The following is a 22,316-nucleotide window of genomic DNA, read 5'->3' as shown; positions in this document are numbered from 1 at the left end:
CAAAGTAATTTGCCGGTATGGCAAAATTCGAGGATGGATGAAAACCTCGACGACGTGCTGGCGGCTGTTGGCCCGCGACTGCGGGCCCTCCGCCTCAGCCGCAATGTCACGCTGACCGCGCTGGCACAGGAAACCGGAATTTCGGTGAGCACGCTGTCCCGGCTCGAAGCCGGCCAGCGCCGGCCAAACCTGGAATTGCTCCTGCCGCTGGCAAAGGCACACCAGGTCCCCCTGGACGAGCTGGTGGGCGCGCCGGACACGGGCGACCCCCGCGTACACCTAAGGCCCATCGTGGCGAGGGGCATGACCATCATTCCGCTGACCCGGAAGCCTGGCGGCATCCAGGCCTACAAGCACATCCTGCCGGCCGGCCCGCTGGAGGAGCCCAACCCGCAGGTGCATGAGGGCTACGAGTGGCTGTATGTGCTCAATGGAAAGCTGCGCATGGTGCTGGGAACCCAGGACCTGGTCCTCGGCGCTGGGGAAGCCGCCGAGTTCGACACCCGGGTACCGCATTGGTTCGGCAGGGCCGACGGAAAGGCCGTGGAGTTCCTGAGCCTGTTCGGGACGCAGGGGGAGCGCATGCACGTGCGGGCCAAACCGGCCGCGCAACAGTAGGGGGCTTTCCAGGCTGCCAGCTTGCGCTCAGGACCGTAAGGTAGAAAAGACCGGCAGGGGTCGCGCAGGCGATGCAGCGGGAATCGGGGGAGAGTTGATGTTGGTTACAGCGACGGGGGCCGCAAGCCCGACTGACGGGCTGGGCGGACTGGTGGGCGTTGCCGCGCGGGCCATCGACAGCCTGGGCGAATGGGGCGTGGGCGCGTTCACCCTCGCTGAAACCGTGGTGCCGCCCATCCCCAGCGAGGTGATCCTGCCGCTCGCCGGGTACCTTGCCAAGCAGGGGTCCCTGAACCTGTTCCTCGTTTTTGTCACCAGTACCCTTGGGGCCTACCTGGGAGCGCTCTTGCTCTACTGGCTCGGAGCGAAGCTGGGGCTGGAGCGGTCCATCCGCGGCCTGTCCAAACTGCCCCTGGTGGACCGTGAGGACTTCGAGCATGCGGCCGGGTGGTTCCGCCGCCACGGCAGGTCCTCCATTTTCTTCGGCCGGCTCCTTCCGGGGGTGCGCAGCCTGATCTCCCTCCCCGCCGGTGCCGCGTCGATGCCGCTGGGAACTTTCAGCCTTTACACCCTGGCGGGCAGCGGGCTGTGGAACGGCGCCCTGATTGGCCTGGGGTACCTGCTGGGCACCCAGTACCGGCTGATCGAGCAGTACTCCCGGTTCCTCAACTACGCGGTGTACGCCGCCCTGGTGGTCACCGTGGTCCTGCTCGTTGCCAGGCGGGTCAAGCGGGCGAAGGCCCGACGCTGACCTCTGGTTGAGCATGGCCCTGACCCTGTGAAGGCTCCCGTCAATCGGCGAAGTCGCCCGCGTTCCGGCGGAAATCCGCGAGGATCCGGATCAACTCGTCAACATCGCCGGGACTGAACCCTGGATCGCTGAACACCTCATTGTTCAGGGCCGCCGTCGAACGCTTCGCCAGGCTGCGCCCCTCGCCGGTGAGCTCGATGAGAGTGGTGCGGCCGTCCGTGGGATGTGGTGAGCGGGCCACCAGGCCGGCCCGTTCAAGCCGGTCCACGGCGTTGGTGATGGAGGTGGGGTGGACCTGGAGCAGGGCGCTGGCCTTCTTCATGGGCAGCGAGCCCTTCCGCGCGAAGCTCAGCAGCGCCAGGAGTTCGTAGCGGGCAAAAGTGAGGCCGAACGGTTTAAGTGTTGCTTCGATCCTGGCCAGGAGGATCTGCTGGGTGCGCATCACCGCAGTTATGGCGGCCATGGGCGCGGCAACGTCCGGCCAGCCATGCTCTTCCCAGTTGCGCCGGGCGTCAGCAATGGGATCGCGGGACAACGGAGTACCCATGCCAGCCCCTTTCCGAAAAGCCTGTGAATATACTAGGACATCCAACGGTTTGGCGAGGGAAGGGACCAAAGCCCGTGCAGCCCCAAAGACGTGGCGGCGAGCCGCCGTTTCCCGATGCGGACCTGATGCACGTCGTGGAGCTCCTGCCGCCTGCGGAGCGGGAACGGTATGCCCGCATCCGGGAGTTCCTCCAGGGGTCCGTCCGCCAGGCATCCATCGAATACTGGAACCGCGAGGAATTTCCCTTCGGCCTGCTGGCGGACATGGGCAGGCATGGGCTGGGCGCACTGCAGGTGGACGGCAGCTCGGCCCTGTTCAAAGGGCTGATGTACGTGGAGCTGGCCCGCGCCGATGTATCCCTCTCGGCCCTGGCCGGCATCCATAACGAGCTTGTTGTCGGCATGGTCAGCCAGCTGGGATCCGACGAGCAGAGGCGCCGCTGGCTGCCCGGCCTCAGGAGCTTCGCCCAGCTGGGCGCCTTCGCCCTGACGGAGCCCGGCCACGGCTCGGACATCTCCAGGGGCCTGGCGGCTTCCGCCCGGCGGGCAGGGTCGGAATGGATCCTTAACGGGGCAAAACGCTGGATCGGTGCCGGAACCATCGCCGACTTCGCGCTGGTGTGGGCCCGGGACGAGGCGGACCAGGCCATCAAGGGCTTCATCGTGGAGACCGACCGTCCCGGCTACTCGGCCACCAAGATCTCCAACAAAATCGGGCTGCGCATCATGCAAAACGCCGACATCATGCTGGAGGATGTCAGGATTCCGGCTGCCAACCTCCTCCCGGGGGCCGCCGACTTTGCTTCAGCCAATGGGCTGCTGCGGGATTCGCGTGCCTGGGTGGGGTGGCAGGCGGCGGGGATCCAGCTGGCGGCCTTCGATGTTGCCCGGGAGTATGCGCTGGAGCGCCGGCAGTTCGGCAGGCCACTGGCGGGATTCCAGCTGGTCCAGCAACAGCTCGCGGACATCCTGGGCAACGCCTCGGCGTCGCTCTCGCTTATGGTGCAGCTGGCGCGGATCCAGGCGGATGGCACGCTGGAGATGGCGCAGGCCGCCATGGCAAAAGCCACCACCACCCGCCTCGCCCGTTCCTCGGTGGCGATGGGCCGCTCGCTGCTGGGTGGCAACGGCATCAGCAGCGACTACGAAATGGCCAAGCTGTTCGGGGACGCCGAAATCCTGTACACCTACGAAGGCAGCTACGAGATCAACTCGCTTCTGGTTGGGCGCGCGGTCACCGGCATCTCGGCGTTCACCTGACAGAGGCGCCTTCACCTGACAGCCTGCGTTCATCTGACAACGCTTAAGGGGTGGCCGGAACGTTGTCCCGCGGGCCGTGCCTCGCTAGCATCGAAGAGGTAAGCCTACTTAGTTTTCTGGCTCCACGTTCGGTGGGGGTGCGGGAAGGAATCATGATGCGGGTCAAGGATTCTGTGGTGGTTATTACCGGCGCTTCAAGCGGCATCGGCCGGGCCGCCGCACTTCGCTTCGCGGGCAAGGGTGCGCGGCTGGTGTTGGCTGCCCGCGGGGCGAAAGCCCTCGAAACAGTGGCCAGGGAGTGCAGGAAGCGCGGCGCCAAGGCCCTTGCGGTTCCCACCGATGTCACTGATCCTGACGCGGTGGAGGAGCTGGCGGCGCGGGCCGTCCGGGAGTTCGGACGCCTGGACGTATGGGTCAACAACGCGGCCGTGGGTGCCTTCGGCCGGCTGTCCGAGGTGCCGCCAAAAGAATTCCAGCGCGTCCTGGACATCAATATTTCCGGCTATGTCAATGGTGCACGCGCGGCACTGGCCCGCCAGATTGCCCAGGGATCGGGCACCCTGGTCAACGTTGCCTCGATTGTGGGGGAAATCCAGTTGCCCTACTCCGCGGCGTATTCCATCTCCAAGGCCGCAAACCGTGCCCTCAGCGTCAGCCTGCGTTCGGAACTGGCACGCGACGGAGTGTCAGGGGTCAAGGTGTGCACCGTGCTTCCAGCCACCATTGATACGCCCTTCTACCAGCATGCAGCCAACTACAGCGGCCGCCATGCCTCCGCGATGCCTCCCGTATATACCCCGGAGCGGGTGGCGAAGGCCGTGGTCAAGGTGGTAGCCCACCCGCGCCGCGAAACCGTCGTGGGAGGACTGACCGGACGGCTGCTCGTCCTGCAGCACCGCGTTACCCCCGGTGCCGTCGAGGCCGCCACTGCGCGCCAGGTGGACACGAGCCAGCTTTCCCGGCGGCGGTCCACCCCGGTCACTGCCGGAAACCTGCACCAGGCGTCGGAGGCACTGCGGAAGGGCTCCATCCGTGGAGGCTGGGGCGGCGGATGGCGGACTGCCGGGCGCAGGGCCATGGTCGCGGCAGCTCTCGCCGGCACCGTCGCAGTGGCCGGCAACCGGCTGGCCAGGCCGTTGCGGTAGTCAGCGCGGCCTGGACCGGAAAGATCAGCCAGCTTCCTACAGATTCCTTTCAGCGAAGATGCGCAGGGCATCCCGCACAAAGCCGGCACCCTCCTCACCTCCGTAATTGGCGGCAAAACGGGGGTCGGCAACGTACATGTCCGCGAGTCCGGTGACGTAGCCCTTGGTGTCCCCGCCGTTCTCCGCGGCAGGCGTACCGGGGATGCATTCCAACCATGCGACGTGCCGCCGGGCGAGGTCCTGCGCTTCAGGGCTCTCGGGGGCTGCGCCCGAACCGGCGGCGGCCAGCCAGTCCTTCCCCAGCTGTTCGGAGCGGGCCTTCCACTCCCGCTTCTCCGCCTCGCCCATTCCCCGCCACCAGGAATCACTCTTCGCGTAGGCTTCCTTGCCCCAGCGTTCCTCCACCTCGTCCTTGTACTGCGTGTGGTCGAAGCCGTCGAACATTTTTTCGGCCATAAGTTCGCCTCCTTCTTGTGCTGTTTCGATCGTTTGCCGGACGGACAGGATTTGCCGGGACAGCCTGTCCTGCTCCTGCCGCAACCATTCCAGGTGGCGGGTCAGCGCCTTCACGGCATCCGTCTGCTGGTGGAAGACCTCCGCGATGGCGGGCAGCCCCAGGCCCAGCCCACGAAGGAGCAGGATCCGCTGCAGCTGCACCAGGGCAGTGCCGTCGTAGTAGCGGTAGCCGTTGCTGCCCACCCGGCTCGGCTTCAGCAACCCGATGTCGTGATAGTGGCGGAGCGTCCGGCTGGTGGTGCCGGCCATCCTGGCCACGTCCTGGATGGACCAGTCCTTTCCTGTTCCGGTCCCGGTTTCTTCCATGATCCGAGCGTACGGGTTGACGCTGCGTCAAGGTCAAGGGGTGCGGCGGAAAGGGGGACGGGCCCTGTCAGCCGGCCGGGCGGTTCCGCGGCGTACCCTTCCGGGGCCGGCGGTTCCTGGCTTGGGCCACCAGCCGGCTGAACGCCAGGATGAAGACCGCTTCGATCAGGAGCATCAGGCCCACCAGCAGCCACTGTTCCTGGGAGATGAAGACAATGCAGCCGGTGAGCGCCAGGACCGTGCCCAGGGCAAGGGTGTAGGTGGCGAAACCGACGGCAACCCGGGCGCTGCGGACCCCCGTGCGGAAACCAAACCCCTGGGGTTCACCGCCGGGGTGCCCGGGAACCCGGTCCCGCGCGGCGGGCCCAAGGGAATCGAACTCTTCCCACGGATCCTTGTCCTGGCCTTGTCCGGTCATGCCTCAAGTATCCCAAAAAGGCGTCCGGTGCGGTCGGCAACGAAAGCCCGGGACGCAAAACAGCGGCCCCTCCAACAAGTGCTGGAGAAGCCGCTGGATGGTAGCTCCGGCAGCCGCCGGAGTTTTCCAAGTCTTAGAGCGGGCGGATGTTCTCTGCCTGCGGGCCCTTGGGGCCCTGGGTCACATCGAATTCGACCTTCTGGTTTTCGTCCAGTGAGCGGTAGCCGCTGCTGGCGATTGCCGAGTAGTGGGCGAAAACGTCAGCGGACCCGTCATCGGGGGCAATGAAGCCAAAACCCTTTTCGGCGTTGAACCATTTAACTGTGCCTGTTGCCATGGCTGCATTCCTTCATGTGACTCTGATTCTCTCTCCGGGTTTTCACCCCGGAGTGTGCGGAGAACGTCCCCCGCTGTCCCCAACGTACGGGGCTGGCGGCCTGCTTGCAAGGGTAAACACGGTTTCACCTGGTCAGCGCATGCCTTCGCGGCGTATTGCCGTCGCAATTGCGGCCGCCCTGGTTTCCACTCCGAGCTTGGCGTAGATGTGCGCGAGATGGGTTTTGACGGTGGCTTCGGAGATGAAAAGGCGCTGGCCCAGTTCGCGGTTGCTGAGGCCTTCGGTGAGGAGGCTGAGCAGTTCGGCTTCCCGGGGAGTCAGGATCTCGTCCGGGTTGCGCAACTGCTGGAACAGCCGGGACGCCACCGGCGGGCTCATCACGCTTTTGCCCTGGACGGCGCCGCGGATGGCCGCGAAAATTTCTTCCGGAGCGGCATCCTTCAGCAGGTACCCCATGGCGCCGGCATCCACTGCCCGCACAATGTCCGCGTCCGAGTCGTAGGTGGTGAAGACCAGGATCGCCTGCCGGCCGTTGCGTCCGCGGATTCGGCGGATCGCCTCGATGCCGTCCATTCCCGGGCCCATGGCCAGGTCCATGACCACAACGGCCGGAGAATGCTCCTGGACCTGTTCGAGGGCTTCCTCCCCGGAGGAGGCCTCCGCCACCACGTCGATATCCGGCTGGGTCCCCAGCAGGGCACGGAGGCCGCTGCGCACCACCAGGTGGTCATCCACCAGCAGTACAGTGATGGCGTTCATGCGCTGTCCTCCGCATCCTGCCGGGCGGCCGGCGCGGGGAGCTGGGCCGCCACGATGGTGCCTTCGCCCGGGGCGCTCTCCACCGAGAAGACGCCGCCCAGTTGCTCAACCCGCTGCCGCATCGCCCGCAGGCCGTAGCCTCCGGCGTCCGACGGCGGTGCTGCCGCCGCCGGATCAAAGCCGGCGCCGTCGTCGTAAATGTCCAGCGTGACGGCCTCCGGGAGGAAGCCGAGGGTCACGGTGGCGGCACTGGCGGAGGCATGCAGCCTGACATTGGAGGCCGCACTCTGGACCACCCGCAGCAGCGCGTGGCGGACGTCGGCGGAAACGGGCCGCGGCTCGCCGGTGACCAGGAGCCGGGCCTCCGGCACATACTGCCTGGCGGCAAGGAGAAGCGCCTCCGGCAGGGGCGAGGAGTCCAGGCCGGGGGAGGCAAGCTCGTGGACCAGGCTGCGGGTTTCGGACAGGTTCCCCCGCAACAATGTGGTGGCCTGCCGGAGTTCAGCCTGGGCGGCGGCGCTTGGCCAGGCCCGTCCTGCAGCCTCCAGCAGGAGCAAACTGCTCGCCAGTCCCTGCGTGACGGTGTCGTGGATTTCCCGGGAAACCCGTTCGCGTTCGGCAATGGTGCCGGCCCGGCGCTCGCTGGCGGCCAGCTGCCCCTGGGCGCGCGAAACCTCCGCGTGCAGGCGGCGCTGTGCCTCGGCGTCGTGCTGGATGCGGTCATAGACCAGGGTCAGCATGAGGCCAACGGCCAGCGGCCCCAGCAGCATGGCAAGGTCGGTGCCGCTGCTCATCTTGAACAGCCCGGCGGCAGTGGCGGCCGCCGTGGTTCCTGCCGCGACGTACGCAGCGGTTCCGGCCAGCGCGCTGCGGCAAAGGAAAAAGAGTGCGAACGAGCACCAGGCAAAGCTGGGTGCCGCGATCACCAGGACCGCCCAGACGGCCACCAGCGCGAACATCCAGGCCATCCCGGGCCTGCCGCGGCCGGCGAGCACGGCCACCGCGGCGTACAACAGGGAGGCTGCCGCAGCCAGGCCCAGGATCAGGAGATTGTCCGCGGGGCTGTGCCGCATGACATAACGGACCACGGATGCCACCAGGAGCACCGCGAAACCGAGATGCACCGCGGTGTCGATGCTGCCCAGCCCGGGGCGGCCTGGGTTCCGGGGGACCGGGTCTGCAGACGCGGCAGCGGCGGCCGGCGCAGCGCCGTGAACTCGGGTAGGCATGGGATGTCCCGTTCTGTGGTGGGGAACGCTCCCTCCCATGCTATTGCCCCCGCCGTTGCAGGGCTCTCAGCCATTTGGCTGATACGGCTGGCCTTTGGTCGGAGCAGTGTCCAGACGAAGGCCCGATGGCAGGCGCCGGCGCGGCCGGAAGGATTGATCCGTATCCACCCTGAAAGTTTGCCGATCCGAGGAGACACCATGAAGAAGTCCCACAAAGCACTTGCCGCAGCAGCCGCCGGCGCACTCGTCCTCACCGCCGGGGCCACTGCGGCCGCCAACGCCGGAACCGGCTCCGCGCCCGTGGCTGTCCCTGCCGTGGACATCGCGCCTGCGCCTGAGACCGTCGTCCAGCAGAACCGCATCAGCGTGGGGGCCTCGGCCACTGCCGTGAGTGCCGCACTGGCCAAGTGCCAGGCGGACAAGCTTCCCTTTGTCACGGTGGCCTTGGTGGACCGGTTCGGAACCGTCCAGGCTTTGCTCCGGGGTGACAACGCAGCAGAACACACCATCGAGGCCGCCAAGCAGAAGGCGTACACGGCCGCCGCCTTTGGTGCCCCCACCAGCGAACTCGCCAAGCGGATCAACGGAACCGGCCCCTCCATCGCCGACCTCCCGGGCACCCTCTTCCTGGCAGGCGGCGTTCCGCTGAAGGTCAATGGCGTGTCCGTGGCCGGCATCGGCGTTGGCGGGGCTCCCGACGGCGCCCTCGACGAAGCCTGCGCCACGGCCGGGGCGAACGCGATCCCCGGCGCCGGGACTGCCAAGTAGGCTTCCCGTATGAGGCGCTTGAGGGGTGCGGCTGTGGTGGTCGCCGGCGGGCTGGCGGTGTTCCTGGCCGCGTGCCAGGCACCGCAGGGCGGTCCGCAGGATGTGCCGTCCACTGCAGTTGCACCAAACCCGGCATCCACCAGCCAGGCACCTGTCCCGGAGCCCACGCCGTCACCGCCGGCTCCCGGCACGGTGTCCCCGCCGGCCCTGTCCGCAGAAGAACAGGCACAGCTGGACCAGGAGTTGATTGCCGCCGCGAAGGCCAACAACGCTCCTCTTGTGAAGGAGCTGATCAGCCGCGGTGGCAATGTCAATGCGAAGGATTCAATCCAGGACTCCGCGTTCCTCTATGCCGGCGCTGAAGGATTCAACGAGGTGCTGCAGTTGACCCTGGCCGCGGGTGCGGACGTGGCCAGCATCAACCGTTACGGCGGCACTGCCCTGATTCCGGCCAGCGAGCACGGCCACGTGGAAACGGTCCGCATCCTGATCGCCGCGGGCGTTCCGGTCAACCACGTCAACAACCTCGGCTGGACGGCGATGCAGGAGGCCATCCTCCTGAACGACGGCGGCCCGCGGCAGCAGGAGGTGGTGCGCCTGCTCCTCGAAGCCGGGGCGGACCCCGACATCCGCGATCCCGAAGGGCGTACCGCCCTGCAGAACGCCGAGCGGCTCGGTTTTGGGGAGATCGCTGCGCTGATCCGCGGCCGGTAGCTCCTGCCGGTAACAGCAACGCGGGGTCGGATATGGCCCGATAATCCGAGGTTTAAGGGCCGGATCTGACCCCGCGTTGCTTTTAGACGGCTTCGAGGATACTGACGTAGTTGGCGATGCCTACGCCGCCCATGTTCTGGACGGCGGCGCGGCGCGGGTTCCCCAGCTGCATATCGCCGGCGGTGCCGGTCAGCTGCATTGCGGCCAGGACGTGCTGGGATACGCCGGTGGCGCCGACCGGGTGGCCCTTGGACTTGAGGCCGCCGGAGAGGTTGATGGGCAATTTTCCGTCCTTGTACACCGACCCTTCCTCGAGGGCACGCGCGCCCTGGCCGGGTTCGGTGAGGCCCATGGCCTCATACATGAGCAGTTCGGCGATGGTGAAGCAGTCGTGGACTTCCGCGAAGTCCAGGTCCTGAAGTCCGACGCCGGCCATCGCCAGGGCGCGCTGCCAGGATACCCGCGTGGCTTCGAACGCCGTGGGGTCCCTGCGCGCGGCGGGGAAGAAGTCGTTGGCCTGGCCGAATCCGGCAAGCCGCACGGGCGCAGTTGCTCTGCCCGTGGGTGAGCTGGACAGCACGACGGCGGCGGCGCCGTCGGAGACGGGGGAGCAGTCGGTGCGGCGCAGCGGGTCGGCCACCATGGGGTTCTTGTCCGAGACAGTGCGGCAGAACTGCTCGCCGAGGTCCCTGCGGAGTTGGGCGTAGGGGTTGTCCACGCCGTTGCGGTGGTTTTTCGCGGCGATGGTTCCCAGCACGTCCCCCAGTTTCCCGTCGGCGTCGTAGCGCTTTGCGTAGTGCTTGGCCACCTCGGCAAAGAGGCCGGTGAATCCGGTGGTGGAGGCCTTGCCGGCCATGTCGTAGTCTGCGCCCAGCAGCCCGGCGCCCACCACGTCTGCTCCGGCGTGGGTCATCTTCTCTGCCCCGATGACCAGGACCGTCTTCGCGGTGCCCGCCAGCAGGGACTTAGTGCCCTGCTGGAACGCTGCAGATCCTGAGGCACAGGCGTTCTCCACCCGGGTGGCGGGCACGTTTGCCAGCTCCGGGGAAACCTGCAGCGCCAGGGAAGACGGGAAAGCCAGGGGCATCATGCCGGAGTTGAACTGGCCGATATAGATCTCGTCGATCTGCCCGGGCTCAACGCCTGCGGTGGTGATGGCGTCAGTTGCCACCTGGACAATCAGCGATTCGAGGGTCTCCTCGGTGAGCTTGCCGAATCGGCTGTGCCCCCAACCGGTGATCAGGACGTCCTTGCCGAACTGTTCCTGCAGGCTCATGCGATGGCTCCTTCGCGCTCAAGGGCGATGTCGAATTCCGCGTCGGTTTTGTCATGGATCTCGCCCAGCGTCACGCCCGGCGCCAGGCGGGTGAGCGTGAGCCGCCGCCCGCCGTCGTCCTTCTTGACGAGGTCGAAGACGGCAAGGTCGCTGATGATCCGGTCCACGCAGCTCAGCCCGGTCAGCGGAAGCGTGCATTCGCGCACGATCTTCGCGGTGCCGTCCTTGGCGTTGTGTTCGGTGAGGACCACTACCCGGGGCGTCCCGGCCACCAGGTCCATGGCACCGCCCATGCCCTTGACCATCTTTCCGGGGATGGTCCAGTTGGCCAGGTCCCCGTTGCCGGAAACCTGCATGGCCCCCAGGATGGCCACCTTGACGTGCCCGCCGCGGATCATGCCGAAGGAGGCGGCTGAGTCGAAGATGCTCCCGCCGGGCAGCACGGTCACGGTCTGCTTGCCGGCGTTGATGAGGTCAGCGTCCTCCTCGCCCTCGTACGGGAACGGGCCCATGCCCAGCAGGCCGTTTTCGCTTTGCAGGACCACGCGCACGCCCTCGGGAAGATTGTTGGCCACGAGCGTGGGGATGCCGATGCCCAGGTTCACGTAGTCGCCGTCGTTCAGTTCCTCGGCTGCGATTGCAGCCATTTCATCCCTGGTCCAGGCCATGGGTTTCTCCTTCAGTGTGTTGGGCGCTTAGACGGACAGTGCTTCGGTTTCAACGGCAACAGGGCGCTGCCGGACGGTGCGCTGCTCGATGTCCTTGGTCCGGGCTGTGGCCTGCACCAGGCGCTGGACGAAGACGCCCGGCGTCACCACGTGGTTCGGGTCCAGCCCACCGGGCTCCACAATCACCTCGGCCTCAGCGATGGTGAGCCTGCCTGCCGTGGCGACCACCGGGTTGAAGTTCCGTGCGGTGTACCGGTAGATCAGGTTGCCGTCCGTGTCGGCAGTGTGGGCGTGGACCAGTGCGACGTCGGCAGTGATGGCCCGCTCCCGGACGTACGTTTCGCCGTCGAACACCTCGTGCGGCTTGCCCTCCGCAACCAGGGTGCCCACGCCCGTTTTGGTGTAGAAGGCGGGAATGCCGGCGCCGCCGGCGCGGAGGCGCTCCGCCAGGGTGCCCTGCGGCGTGAAATCCACTTCGAGGCGGCCGGCAATGTACTGCTCAGCGAACAGCTTGTTTTCCCCAACGTACGAGGCAATGACCTTCCGGACCTGGCCGGCTTCGATCAGGACGCCCAGGCCCTTCCCGTCCACCCCCATGTTGTTGGACACCACGGTCAGGTCCTTGGCGCCGGAATCGCGGACGGCTTCGATGAGGTCGGCCGGAATGCCGCTCAAGCCGAAGCCTCCCACTGCGAGGGTCATACCGTCCTGCAGTGCGTCCCGGAGGGCATCAGCGGCGGATGCTTGGAGCTTGGTCATGGCGTCTCCTCATCGAGAATTTCGTTTGTCCACTTTGTGGATGGGTAATCTGGAAACTGAGGCTACGGGCGTCGCTTGATGGGTGTCAAGGGGGCAATTCGCACGCTCTTTACCGCTTTTTACACTGTGGACGATATGCTGATTGCTTTCCATATTATGGACATTAGGGGTGGAAAATGAGCAATCTTCCCGTGCAGGGCGCGCAGGTGGTCAGCCGCATCGCCGGATTGTTACGGCTGGTGGGACGGAGCGCTGACGGCATGTCACTGGCGGACCTGGTGCGCGAATCGGGCCTCACCCGGCCCACCGTCCACCGGCTGCTGTCCTCCCTGGCATCGGAAGGGCTGTTGGACCATGAGGCGGCGAGCGGCAACTGGGTGCTGGGACCGGAAATCCTCCTGATGGGTTCCGTGGCGTCCGCGCGGTTTCCCCTGGAGGACATCGCCCGCCCCAGCCTTCGCCGGCTGGCCGAAGCCACCGGTGAGAGCGCCTTCTTCTCGATCCGCCGCGGCGGGGAAACGGTCTGCCTGCTGCGGGAGGAGGGAAGCTTCCCGGTCCGTTCCTTCGTGCTGCACGAGGGGGTCCGGTTCCCCCTGGGCGTCGCCTCCGCCGGAACGGCCATCATGGCTTTCCTGCCGGAGGCTGAGCAGGAGGAGTTGCTGGACGGGTGGACGGCCCACGCCGGAGCCTTCGCTGCCGGCCACCCGCGCGAGCTGGTCCGGGAGACCCTCGCGCGGACACGCCTGCACGGCTACTCGGTGAATCCCGGGCTGGTGCTGGAGGGAAGCTGGGGCATGGGCGCTGCGGTGTTCGACCAGTCCGGCCGGCCCGCGTGGGCGCTGTCCCTGACCGGGATTGAGCCGCGCTTCCGGCCCGACCGCCAGGAAGAACTGGGCGGCCTCCTGATGGCGGAGGCCCACCGGATTACCCAGCAGCTGGGTGGGGAGGGAAAGGGGACGCGGCCCCGCTGAGTCTCCCCGCCTTTGCCAAGGAACGACGACGGCGCGCCCACCTTCCCGGTGCGGCGCGCCGTCGTTCGTCCCCAAAGGTGGGAATTTCAGCGACTTTCCAGCTGGGTTCCTACAGTCCGGCCCGCGGTTCCTCCGGGCCCTCGTGCTTCCACCAGGTGTCGAAAATGCTGACGGGAACGGTGCGCTTGTGCCGGGTGCGCAGGTATTTCTGTTCGATCAGTTCGGCAACGTCATCCGGAACCTCGCGGCCCTCCAGGTAGTCGTCGATCTGGTCGTACGTCAGCCCGAGTTCGTCTTCGTCTGTCCGGCCGGGCCGGTCATCCAGCAGGTCCGCGGTGGGCACCTTTTCCCAGACGCGTGCAGGGGCGCCGAGTACTGCCAGCAGTGCCCGGTTCTGCCGCTTGTTGAGGCCGAATAACGGAAGGATGTCCGCGCCGCCGTCGCCGTACTTGGTGAAGAAGCCGGTGACGGATTCCGCTCCATGGTCCGTGCCGATCACCAGGTAGTTATGCTCGCCGGCAAGGGCATACTGGGCGATCATCCGGGTGCGGGCCTTGGTGTTGCCCTTGTGGAAGTCCGAAATTTCGCTTCCCACGGTTTTCTCGAACTCATCCTCGAAACCGTCCACGGCGGCGGAGATGTTGAACGTCCACTCGGTCTTGGGCTGGATGAAGTCGAGCGCGGCCTGGGCGTCTTCCTCGTCATGCTGCACCCCGTACGGCAGGCGGACGGCTACGAAGTTGGCCTCAACGCCCTCGGCTTCAAGCTCCTCGACCGCCAGCTGGGCAAGCTTTCCGGCGAGGGACGAATCCAATCCGCCGGAGATGCCCAGGACGAAGCCCTTGGTCTGTGTGGCCTTGAGGTAGTCCTTGAGGAATCCGACACGTTTGCGCACCTCCCCTGCGGGATCGATCCGGGGCTGCACGCCCATTTCTTCGATGATGGTGGCCTGGAGTTCGCGCATGAGGTCCACACTAGCCAGCCGTGTCAACGCGGCTCAAGCATCCACACTGTCCGGCCGCTACTAAACTGGAGCGCATGACTTCCCACAGTGAGACTGCAGTAGACTTTGCAGCCGCCCGCGCCCGCCTGCTCGAACTGATCAAGGAACTCGCCGTGGTCCGCGGCAAGGTGATCCTCTCCAGCGGAGCAGAGGCGGACTACTACATCGACCTCCGCAGGATCACGCTGCACCACGAAGCATCCAAGCTGGTGGGACAGGTAATGCTGGCGCTCGCGGACCAGGCCGGGATCGATTTTGAGTGCGCCGGAGGCCTTACCATGGGCGCGGATCCCGTTGGAACTGCCGTCATGCACGCCGCCGCAGATTCGGGCCGTGCCGTTGACGCCTTCGTGGTCCGGAAGGCCCAGAAGTCCTATGGCATGGGGCGCCAGGTGGAAGGCCCCTCCGTGGAGGGCCGCAAGGTACTGGTCCTGGAGGACACCTCCACTACCGGAGGCTCTGCCCTCACCGCCGTGGAAGGCGTCCGCAAAGCCGGCGGCAATGTGGTGGCTGTCGCCGTGATCGTGGATCGCGATACGGGAGCCAAGGAAAAGATTGAAGCTGAAACCGGCGTGCCCTACCTGTTCGCCTTTGGCAAGGACGAACTGGGCCTCTCGTAGCCTTATTCTCCGCCGCAGCCGGATCCTTGCCGGTCCGGTTGCGGGGGCCAGGGGCCGGACTTTGTTGGATCCGAACTTGAGGGTGGCCTATTATTTGCGTTAACCCCCTTTAGTACCCGTTGGAGAACCTGCCCATGCTCACCCCCGAAAAACCTCTGAGCACCACGGACCAGGTCCAGAACCTCATCCTGGACAGCGCCGATTTCGAGGACTTCCTCAACGAGCTGGCGCGCTTCTCGGCACACCAGATGGCAGGCGACGGAGAGGACGCCCTCTGCGGCATCACCCTGCTCCGCGACCGCAAGGCCGCGACCATCGGCTGGAGCAGCGACTCCGCCCGGGAAGTGGACGAGATCCAGTACTCCCTGTCCCAGGGGCCGTGCCTGACGGCGGCCAAGGAGGAACGCGAAGTCCACGTTCCGGACCTTTTCGAGGAGAACCGTTGGGGCCCGGATTACGCGAACGCGGTGGCCTCGCACGGCCTCCGGTCGGTGCTTTCCCTGCCCTTCAACCTCCAGGGCGACGCCAAAGCGGCACTGAACCTGTACTCGGACGTCCCGCGCAAATTCGACGAGCGTGCTACCGCGAGGGCCCGTGGCTACACCCGGGAAATTTCGCAGGCGCTGCGGCTGGCGGTGCGGTTCTCGCTGCACACGGACAGTGCCGCGAACCTGCGCGCAACCCTCGAGTCCCGGACCATCATCGATATTGCCGTGGGCATCGTGATGGCCCAGAACCGGTGCAGCCAGGAGTCTGCGGTGAACATCCTCACCGAGGCGTCCAGCAACAGCAACACCAAGCTGCGGGACATCGCCAAATCGCTGGTGGATTCCGTGGGCGGCACGGGCACCCGGACCCACTACCAGGAACCCGGCCAGAGGCAATCGGACCAGACGGCCTGACATACGGGTTGTGCCCGCTCCCGCTGGAGGATACGCTTGCCGAGGTTGAGCCGTCGGCCATAGACACCCTTTTTTGGAGTACCTATGGACCGCGCACTGAATGCCATCGTTAACCTCGATGTCCCCGCCGATACCGTCTGGATCGACGTCCGGGGGAGCCTGAACCACGAATCGCGCCCCGACCTCATGCACATCATCCGGCGGGTCAGGCGCATGGGTATCCGTTCCCACGTCAGGGTGGACCTCTCCAACGCCGTGCTGGTGGAGTCCTCTGCCCTGGCCGGGCTCCGGACAGACCTCAACGCCATGGATTCCACGCTGCCGGCCCTGCACGGTGCCGGCGTGTCGCTTCACCTCACCCCCGCCACTGACAGCTGGACGTCCCCCTCAGACACGGGCGAATCCCGCGTGCAGCCCCTTGTCATCGTTGACGACGACGTTGCCCTCCTGGGGGCCGGGCATGATGCGTTCCCCGCCGCGCCGGCTGAACCGTTGGAGGAAATTTTCGGCCGGCCGCTGGCGGAGTACACCGACGAGGAACTCCTGGCGGCCAGCGACTCGCTGTTTGCCATGCTGGACAATCCGAAAGCCTTCGCCGGCGCCGATTTGCTGGGCCGCTACAACGACATTGGCCAGGAACTCTCGAGGCGCCGGCAGGAACCGGAAACACCATTCCCGGCAGCGGAGGATCAGGCAGCCAGCTGACGCGGCGTCACTGAATGGTTACACCCCGCTTCTTGCGGCGGTGTCTTCAGTTGTGCCTACGGTAGAGGCGTGCCGTATGAGGGGGACGTAAATCCGCAGAACCGGCGCGGGAGTTCCGCTGCCCGGCTGCTGGCGGAAGCTGCTGCCCTGAAACAGTTCTCGCGGCGCGGTTTCCTCACCGGAGCCGGCGCCTCCGGGCTGCTGGCCGCAGACATGCTGCTCACCCGGCAGGTCCAGTCGCAGCGCCGGACGGACAGGATCCTTACCGTTTCGGACGGTTTCGCGGACCTCTACTACCCGGACGCCAGCTGGTTCCTGTTCCCCGGCTACAAGACCAGCTGGGAAGAGGCGCAATGGATCCTCAACTCACTGCGCGGGTCCCTGAACAAGCGGGCCAGGCTGGCCGCCGTCGGTTACTCCAACCAGGGCCTGGACATCGACAGCATCGTGATCGCCCTGATCGAGCACGTCCGTGCCCAGAAGATCACCAAGCTGTTCTTCTACGGGCACAGTTTCGGCGGGATGGTCGCAACCCAGGTGGCTGCCCGGCTGCTGGAGATCCATGGTGTGGAGGTGGAGTTCATCGTGCTCGACTCCAGCCCCTACAGCAAGCACGATGTCCTGGACCAGAGCTGGTTCGACGGCGTGGTGTTCCTTTACGAGCGCGGATTCCGGTTCCCGTCCACCCTCCGCGGCGGCTACGAGCTGGGCGAACGGGTCATCCACAAGGATGAACGCAGCTGGCGCCAGATCCTGGACCAGACGATGGAACAGCTGTCCCCGATCGCTCCGTCCAGCGTGCTCGTCCAGACGGAGTCCGCGTACATCTACCACTTCGAAGGTGCCCGGTTCGCGGGCAAGATCGGCACGGCCAAGATGGCGTACGTCGGCAATCCCCGGGACCGGACCGTCCGCTACCAGACGGCAGCCGAAGCCTGGGCCGTGGCGTTTAAGGACAACATCGTGTCGACGGACCTGCAGACCACAGGTGCCGCCCCGGCGCATGCGAGCCCGGGCTGGAACCCCAACATCTACCGGCCAATACTGGACGAACTACTGGACGGGTTCTTCCCCCTGCCCCGCGGCGGCTCCAGGGTGACCGTGTTCTAGATCTGGTTCTTCAGGTCCGCCACGGAATTCAAGACCTGGTTGGGCCGGAACGGGTAGGCACCGATGTCCTCGCGCCGGGTGATGCCGGTCAGGACCAGGACCGTATGCAGCCCGGCCTCCATGCCGGCGATGATGTCCGTGTCCATCCGGTCACCGATCATGGCGGTGGTCTCGGAATGCGCATCAATCTGGTTCATGGCGGAGCGGAACATCATGGGGTTGGGCTTGCCCACCACATAGGGCTCCCGGTCCGTGGCCTTGGTGATCAGCGCGGCGATGGCACCGGTGGCGGGCAGGGGGCCGTCCTTCGACGGGCCGGTGGCATCCGGGTTGGTGGCAATGAAGCGGGCGCCGGCCAGGATGAGGCGGATGGCGGTGGTGATGGCCTCGAAGGAATACGTGCGTGTTTCGCCGAGCACCACGAAGTCCGGGTCCTGGTCGGTGAGGATGAAGCCTGCCTCATGCAGCGCCGTCGTCAGTCCTGCCTCGCCGATTGTGTAGGCGCGGTTGCCCGATCCTGAACCCTGCACCTGGTCCTTCAGGAACTGGGCGGTGGCCAGGGCGGAGGTCCAGATGTTCTCCTCCGGTACTTCCAGTCCGGAAGCGCGGAGCCGGGCGGCAAGGTCACGCGGAGTGAAGATGGAGTTGTTGGTCAGCACCAGGAACCGCTTGGACGTGTCAACCCACCGCTGGATGAGCTCGGCGGCCCCGGGCACCGCCTGGTTCTCGTGGACCAGCACACCGTCCATGTCCGTCAGCCAGCACTCGATGTCCTGGCCGCTGCGGTAGACCGCCGGGTTTCCCTTGACCGTGTCCGCTTCTGCCATGTTTTTCTCCTCCAGGTTCATCTGCCGGTTGCGGCTCCCAGTCTTTCATCCTTCTGCCCGAACAACCTGGACCCCTGGAGGGAAGGGCCCCGGCGGCCAGCCTGGCTGCCCGGTCCACTAGGCTCTTAGCTGGCACCAAGGTGCCAGCGGCTGCGGATCCGGGGATGTCCGCAGTGTTTGTTGCGCCGGCACGCGCCAGCACGTCCCTTTGAACAGAGACCACCTGGCACCGTGCGGGAACCGCAGGCTGCCACCAGCACCTGAAAGGGACCGCCATGAGCAACATCAACTACAGTGCCCCGCCACCGCCCAGGGATGCCGCCGGGGCCTACGCGCCGCCGCCGCTTCCCGGCCAGCACCCCAACCAGCAGTATTCCGGCCCGCAGTACCCCGGGCAGCAGTACCCCGGGCAGCAATACCCGCAACCTGGTGCCCCGCAGCAGCCCCAGCACGAGCCGCCCCGCAACAACAAGACACTGTTCATCGTCCTGGGGGCAGTTGCGGCAGCCGTTATAGCCGCGCTCGTCGCCGTTTTTGTGTGGGTGGTCCCGGTGTTCACCGCGCCGCGGGCCGCAGATTCCCCGTCCGCGGGGGCGTCCCCGGCGCCGGAGGAAAGCCCAGCGGGTGAAGAATCGGCTGCACCATCCGGCCAGGCTGCGGACGATGTGCCTGCCGGCGCCATTCCCCTTCCCCCGGGCTGGGCGGACCTGCAGGGGCCGGCCAACATCCCCGCCGAGGGCGATCCCCTGTTCAGCCGCTTTGTCACAGGAGAGTCCTCCTTCCAGTACCTCACATCCTGGACCGCCGATGACACCTTCGGAATCACCACGGATCCCACCACCGGTACGCCCATGCAGCAGAAAGCCCAGGGCACGGAGGAGCGCGACGGCGACGGCATCGCCCTGGCCTACGCGTTTTTCGCTGAAGCCGAGGAAGGCAAATACGGCAAGGAACCCGGGAAGGTGCAGGCGGCCATAGCGGAGATCCAGGCGAAGTTCGCCACCATGCCCGCAGCCGACCTGCCGCAGCACCTGGTGGGCCACAAATGCACGGGCAACTTCGAAACCACCACTCCGGAGACCCGCGAATTCCGCCGGACGGCCGCCGTGGTCATCGGTTTTACCTGCACCAACGCCCGCGGCGAAACCATCCGGGCCGTGAACCTGTTCAGCGTCACCCCGTGGGGAACTCCGCAGATGGTGGGCGTCAGCGGCCACGAGACGTACTGGAACGAACACCCGGACCTGCTGGAGCAGATCTCCAACTCGTACCGTGCCAACCGCTGGAAACTGGACGGCTGACCCGCGGCTAAAGTTGAAGCGTGACTGACCAGCCCCAGACTCCGCCGCCGTCCGATCCGCCGTCCGGCGAGGCAGCGCCGGGGGAGGACTCCGCGCCCAAGGCGGAGGTCGGCGTCGGGCCCTGGGAAGGGGAACTGCCGGAAGGCGACCACTGGGATCCCGACCTCCTGGCCGACGGCGACCGGCGCAACGTCCTGGACAAGTACCGGTACTGGAAGCACGAGGCGATCGTGGCGGAGCTGGACTCCCGGCGCCACAACTTCCACGTGGCCATCGAAAACTGGCAGCACGACCTCAATATCGGCACGGTGGTGCGCACCGCCAACGCGTTCCTCGCCAAGGAGGTCCACATCATCGGCCGACGGCGGTGGAACCGCCGCGGGGCCATGGTCACCGACCGCTACCAGCACGTCCGGCACCACCCCACCGTTGCCGACTTTGTCGAGTGGGCGCAGGGGGAAGGGCTGGCCATCATCGGGATCGACATCTTCCCGGACTCCGTCCCGCTGGAGACGTACGAGCTGCCGAAGGACTGTGTGCTGGTGTTCGGCCAGGAAGGTCCCGGGCTCACGCCGGAGGTTCACGAGGCGGCCGTCGCCACCCTGTCCATCGAACAGTTCGGCTCCACCCGGTCCATCAATGCAGCGTCCGCCGCCGCGATCGCCATGCACGCCTGGGTGCGGCGGCACGTCTTCAACCAGCTCACTTAGTACCGCCCCTTCCCGCGAGATGGCACTTAACGGCAGAACAAGCGGCCGGAACTGCCGTTAAGTGCCATCTCGCGCGGGGGAGGGCAGCCAGGCTGTGGATAACTCCTGTTCGGGCTCCGTGAACGAGCCAAAATGAAGGATGCGCAGGGCCATCCTCCCCGACCATCTGAACAATGGTTCATTCTCCCTTCGGGCCTCGGACAAGGCCGGAGTCACACGTACCCGCACGGCGGCAAAAGACCTGGTGACGGTTTCACGGGGTATCCGGGTGCCGGTGCAGTCGGGCGCCACGGGATCAGCAGCTTTGCGTGCCTACACGGACCTTGACGACACCTCCATCCTCACGTCGTTGTCGGCCGCCCGGGTCTGGGGCGCGCCGCTGCCCGCCAGGCACAGCGGCGATTGGCGGATCCACCTTGCCCGGCGGCGGGGCTTCAGCTTCCCGCGCCGCGTCAACGTCGTTGGGCACGTGCTGACATTCTTCCCGGACGAGGTGCTGGAGTACGACGGCGTCCGGCTCACGTCGCCTGCGCGGACGTGGCTGGACCTTGCTGGTCTGCTGACCGTGGAGGAGCTGGTAGCCGTTGGCGACTATTTGGTCTGCTGCCACGGGCCTGCATTTCCGATGCCCAGGGCCGCTATATGCAGTATCGATGACTTGCGGGACGTTATCGGGCGGCACCGTGGCATGCGGGGTGTCCGGACAGCACGGGAGGCAGTTGAGCTGGTCCGCGTGGGCAGCGACTCGGTCCCTGAGACCAGGATGCGCCTCGCGCTCGTTGATGCAGGTCTGCCCGAACCCGTCCTGAACCATGTGTTGTTTGACAGCCGGGGCGTCCCGGTCCTGTGGCCGGATGCGGCCTATCCGCGCTGGGGTATCGCGTTGCAGTACGACGGCGGACATCATGCCGGCACGGAACAGCATTTGAGGGACATCGATCGGCAGGACCGGCCCGAGATCCACGGCTGGCTGGAGGTCAGGATCGGCAAACATCATCTCGAGGGTGACCGTCCCGCCGTCGTACCCAGGGTCCGGCGGGCGCTGCAAAGCCGGGGCTGGACGCGAGATGACAGTTAACGGCAGACGCGCGGCCCGTCATTGCCGTGAACTGCCATCTCGAGTAAGCCCGGGCCCGGCCGGGCGGTGGGCCCACACCCGCAGGGTTCCCTGGCCGAGCTTGCGAGGCGAGGGTGCGGGCGGGGCGTAACCAGGAGCACACCCAGTGCGGTAATGACTAGGATGGTCCTAGCCGTACAGCGGTCTACGGGTTACCAGCCCCACAGACAAAACTCAGCATAGGAGTCAGCATGCCCATTGCAACCCCAGAGATCTACTCCGAGATGATCGACCGCGCGAAGGCAGGCGGCTTCGCGTTCCCGGCCGTGAACGTGACGTCCTCCCAGACGCTGAACGCCGCGCTGCGCGGGTTCGCGGAGGCTGAGTCCGACGGCATCGTCCAGGTCTCCACCGGCGGTGCTGCGTACTGGTCCGGGGCTTCCACCAAGGACATGGTGGCCGGTTCCCTGGGTTTCGCCGCGTTCGCCCGCGAGGTGGCGAAGAACTACAACGTCAACATCGCCCTGCACACGGACCACTGCCCCAAGGACAAGCTGGACGGTTTCGTCCTGCCGCTGCTGGCCGCGTCCGAGGCTGAGGTCAAGGCCGGCCGGAACCCGCTGTTCAACTCCCATATGTGGGACGGCTCGGCCGAGACCCTGCAGGAGAACCTGCGGATCGCCCGCGAACTGCTGGAGCGCACCGCGGCCGCGAAGATGATCCTCGAGGTTGAGATCGGCACCGTGGGCGGCGAAGAGGACGGCGTCGAGAACGAGATCAACGAGAAGCTGTACACCACCGTCGAAGACGCCCTGGCCACCGTCGAGGCCCTCGGCTCCGGGGAGAACGGCCGCTACATCACCGCGCTGACCTTCGGCAACGTCCACGGCGTGTACAAGCCCGGCGGCGTGAAGCTCCGCCCGGAGATCCTCAAGGACATCCAGGCCCAGGTGGGCGCCAAGATCGGCAAGGACAGCCCGTTCGACCTGGTGTTCCACGGCGGCTCCGGCTCCTCGGACCAGGAAATCGCCGACGCGGTA

At 66.4% G+C, this 22,316-nt stretch carries 26 protein-coding genes; 15 read left to right on the top strand and 11 right to left on the bottom strand.

Translation table 11 applies throughout. The features are described 5' to 3' along the window. The first annotated feature begins 33 nt into the window (after window positions 1–33). Complete coding sequence (locus DXK94_RS19870) at window positions 34–618, top strand: helix-turn-helix domain-containing protein (protein WP_115526253.1); 585 nt, start codon at window positions 34–36, stop codon at window positions 616–618. A 97-nt stretch (window positions 619–715) separates the two neighbouring features. Beyond that, a complete protein-coding gene (locus DXK94_RS19865; RefSeq protein ID WP_115526252.1) occupies window positions 716–1,369 on the top strand; it encodes a DedA family protein in 654 nt (217 codons plus the stop codon). Window positions 1,370–1,409: 40 nt separating this feature from the next. Here DXK94_RS19865 and DXK94_RS19860 read toward each other — a convergent pair whose 3' ends face one another. Next, on the bottom strand, window positions 1,410–1,916 hold the full coding sequence (locus tag DXK94_RS19860) for a MarR family winged helix-turn-helix transcriptional regulator (protein ID WP_115526251.1): 507 nt from the start codon (window positions 1,914–1,916) through the stop codon (window positions 1,410–1,412). Between the two features lie 125 nt (window positions 1,917–2,041). Between DXK94_RS19860 and DXK94_RS19855 the strand changes: the two genes are divergently transcribed. Beyond that, on the top strand, window positions 2,042–3,175 hold the full coding sequence (locus tag DXK94_RS19855) for an acyl-CoA dehydrogenase family protein (protein WP_115526311.1): 1,134 nt from the start codon (window positions 2,042–2,044) through the stop codon (window positions 3,173–3,175). A 152-nt stretch (window positions 3,176–3,327) separates the two neighbouring features. Further along, entirely contained in the window at window positions 3,328–4,320 is a 993-nt protein-coding gene (locus tag DXK94_RS19850; RefSeq protein WP_258868638.1) for an SDR family oxidoreductase, read from the top strand. 36 nt (window positions 4,321–4,356) lie between these two features. On the opposite strand, the gene DXK94_RS19845 is transcribed toward DXK94_RS19850, so the two are convergent. The 5 genes from DXK94_RS19845 to DXK94_RS19825 form a co-directional block, all read right to left on the bottom strand. Beyond that, complete coding sequence (locus tag DXK94_RS19845; RefSeq protein ID WP_115526249.1) at window positions 4,357–5,142, bottom strand: MerR family transcriptional regulator; 786 nt, start codon at window positions 5,140–5,142, stop codon at window positions 4,357–4,359. Window positions 5,143–5,209: 67 nt separating this feature from the next. Further along, entirely contained in the window at window positions 5,210–5,560 is a 351-nt protein-coding gene (locus DXK94_RS19840) for a hypothetical protein (protein WP_115526248.1), read from the bottom strand. A gap of 133 nt (window positions 5,561–5,693) precedes the next feature. Continuing rightward, window positions 5,694–5,897: a cold-shock protein gene (locus tag DXK94_RS19835; protein WP_013599688.1), complete on the bottom strand. Its 204-nt coding sequence runs from the start codon at window positions 5,895–5,897 to the stop codon at window positions 5,694–5,696. Window positions 5,898–6,029: 132 nt separating this feature from the next. Beyond that, window positions 6,030–6,656: a response regulator transcription factor gene (locus tag DXK94_RS19830; protein WP_115526247.1), complete on the bottom strand. Its 627-nt coding sequence runs from the start codon at window positions 6,654–6,656 to the stop codon at window positions 6,030–6,032. Beyond that, entirely contained in the window at window positions 6,653–7,885 is a 1,233-nt protein-coding gene (locus DXK94_RS19825; protein WP_115526246.1) for a sensor histidine kinase, read from the bottom strand. The genes DXK94_RS19830 and DXK94_RS19825 overlap by 4 nt, the downstream gene beginning before the upstream one ends. 198 nt (window positions 7,886–8,083) lie before the next feature. Here DXK94_RS19825 and DXK94_RS19820 point away from each other — a divergent pair, with 198 nt between their 5' ends. After that, window positions 8,084–8,653: a heme-binding protein gene (locus tag DXK94_RS19820; protein ID WP_115526245.1), complete on the top strand. Its 570-nt coding sequence runs from the start codon at window positions 8,084–8,086 to the stop codon at window positions 8,651–8,653. Between the two features lie 9 nt (window positions 8,654–8,662). Then, a complete protein-coding gene (locus DXK94_RS19815; RefSeq protein ID WP_258868637.1) occupies window positions 8,663–9,367 on the top strand; it encodes an ankyrin repeat domain-containing protein in 705 nt (234 codons plus the stop codon). An 82-nt stretch (window positions 9,368–9,449) separates the two neighbouring features. Here DXK94_RS19815 and DXK94_RS19810 read toward each other — a convergent pair whose 3' ends face one another. Genes DXK94_RS19810 through DXK94_RS19800 form a run of 3 tightly spaced genes read right to left on the bottom strand, consistent with a single transcriptional unit; the run spans window position 9,450 to window position 12,070 of the window. Continuing rightward, a complete protein-coding gene (locus tag DXK94_RS19810) occupies window positions 9,450–10,643 on the bottom strand; it encodes an acetyl-CoA acetyltransferase (RefSeq protein WP_115526244.1) in 1,194 nt (397 codons plus the stop codon). Then, entirely contained in the window at window positions 10,640–11,311 is a 672-nt protein-coding gene (locus DXK94_RS19805) for a CoA transferase subunit B (protein WP_115526243.1), read from the bottom strand. Before DXK94_RS19805 ends, DXK94_RS19810 begins: the two co-directional genes overlap by 4 nt. Window positions 11,312–11,338: 27 nt before the next feature. Next, window positions 11,339–12,070: a CoA transferase subunit A gene (locus tag DXK94_RS19800; RefSeq protein ID WP_115526242.1), complete on the bottom strand. Its 732-nt coding sequence runs from the start codon at window positions 12,068–12,070 to the stop codon at window positions 11,339–11,341. Between the two features lie 176 nt (window positions 12,071–12,246). Between DXK94_RS19800 and DXK94_RS19795 the strand changes: the two genes are divergently transcribed. Continuing rightward, window positions 12,247–13,041: an IclR family transcriptional regulator gene (locus DXK94_RS19795; protein ID WP_115526241.1), complete on the top strand. Its 795-nt coding sequence runs from the start codon at window positions 12,247–12,249 to the stop codon at window positions 13,039–13,041. A 109-nt stretch (window positions 13,042–13,150) separates the two neighbouring features. Here the strand turns inward: DXK94_RS19795 and nadE are convergent, their stop codons facing one another. Beyond that, window positions 13,151–14,005 carry an ammonia-dependent NAD(+) synthetase gene (nadE, locus tag DXK94_RS19790; RefSeq protein ID WP_115526309.1) on the bottom strand — a complete coding sequence of 285 codons (855 nt, stop codon included), beginning with the start codon at window positions 14,003–14,005 and terminating at the stop codon, window positions 13,151–13,153. A 74-nt stretch (window positions 14,006–14,079) separates the two neighbouring features. Between nadE and pyrE the strand changes: the two genes are divergently transcribed. The 4 genes from pyrE to DXK94_RS19770 all read left to right on the top strand — a co-directional run bounded on the left by pyrE (window position 14,080) and on the right by DXK94_RS19770 (window position 17,381). Then, a complete protein-coding gene (gene pyrE, locus DXK94_RS19785; RefSeq protein WP_115526240.1) occupies window positions 14,080–14,664 on the top strand; it encodes an orotate phosphoribosyltransferase in 585 nt (194 codons plus the stop codon). Between the two features lie 134 nt (window positions 14,665–14,798). Then, complete coding sequence (locus DXK94_RS19780; RefSeq protein WP_079598430.1) at window positions 14,799–15,566, top strand: GAF and ANTAR domain-containing protein; 768 nt, start codon at window positions 14,799–14,801, stop codon at window positions 15,564–15,566. Window positions 15,567–15,650: 84 nt separating this feature from the next. Beyond that, the gene (locus tag DXK94_RS19775) at window positions 15,651–16,271 is read left to right on the top strand and encodes a hypothetical protein (RefSeq protein ID WP_115526239.1); all 621 of its coding nucleotides are present in this window, start codon (window positions 15,651–15,653) and stop codon (window positions 16,269–16,271) included. A gap of 69 nt (window positions 16,272–16,340) precedes the next feature. Continuing rightward, window positions 16,341–17,381, top strand: coding sequence for an alpha/beta fold hydrolase (locus DXK94_RS19770; RefSeq protein WP_115526238.1), 1,041 nt, complete (start codon window positions 16,341–16,343; stop codon window positions 17,379–17,381). Here the strand turns inward: DXK94_RS19770 and DXK94_RS19765 are convergent. Next, window positions 17,378–18,208 (bottom strand): HAD-IIA family hydrolase, encoded by an 831-nt coding sequence (locus tag DXK94_RS19765; protein ID WP_104443630.1) that lies wholly within the window; start codon window positions 18,206–18,208, stop codon window positions 17,378–17,380. The genes DXK94_RS19770 and DXK94_RS19765 overlap by 4 nt on opposite strands. A gap of 275 nt (window positions 18,209–18,483) precedes the next feature. Between DXK94_RS19765 and DXK94_RS19760 the strand changes: the two genes are divergently transcribed. The 4 genes from DXK94_RS19760 to fbaA form a co-directional block, all read left to right on the top strand. Beyond that, on the top strand, window positions 18,484–19,509 hold the full coding sequence (locus DXK94_RS19760; protein ID WP_115526237.1) for a hypothetical protein: 1,026 nt from the start codon (window positions 18,484–18,486) through the stop codon (window positions 19,507–19,509). Between the two features lie 20 nt (window positions 19,510–19,529). Further along, the gene (locus tag DXK94_RS19755; protein ID WP_181884888.1) at window positions 19,530–20,219 is read left to right on the top strand and encodes a TrmH family RNA methyltransferase; all 690 of its coding nucleotides are present in this window, start codon (window positions 19,530–19,532) and stop codon (window positions 20,217–20,219) included. 139 nt (window positions 20,220–20,358) lie between these two features. Continuing rightward, window positions 20,359–21,297, top strand: a complete 939-nt coding sequence (locus DXK94_RS19750) for a hypothetical protein (RefSeq protein WP_115526236.1) — start codon at window positions 20,359–20,361, stop codon at window positions 21,295–21,297. 230 nt (window positions 21,298–21,527) lie between these two features. Further along, window positions 21,528–22,316: class II fructose-bisphosphate aldolase (gene fbaA, locus DXK94_RS19745; RefSeq protein ID WP_258868636.1), on the top strand; the 789-nt coding region annotated here is incomplete at its 3' end.

This window comes from Arthrobacter sp. RT-1 (genome assembly GCF_003367205.1).
Taxonomy (GTDB): Bacteria; Actinomycetota; Actinomycetes; order Actinomycetales; family Micrococcaceae; genus Arthrobacter.
The sequence above is the reverse complement of the archived record's forward strand: the minus strand, read 5'-3'. Positions and strand labels throughout refer to the sequence as shown.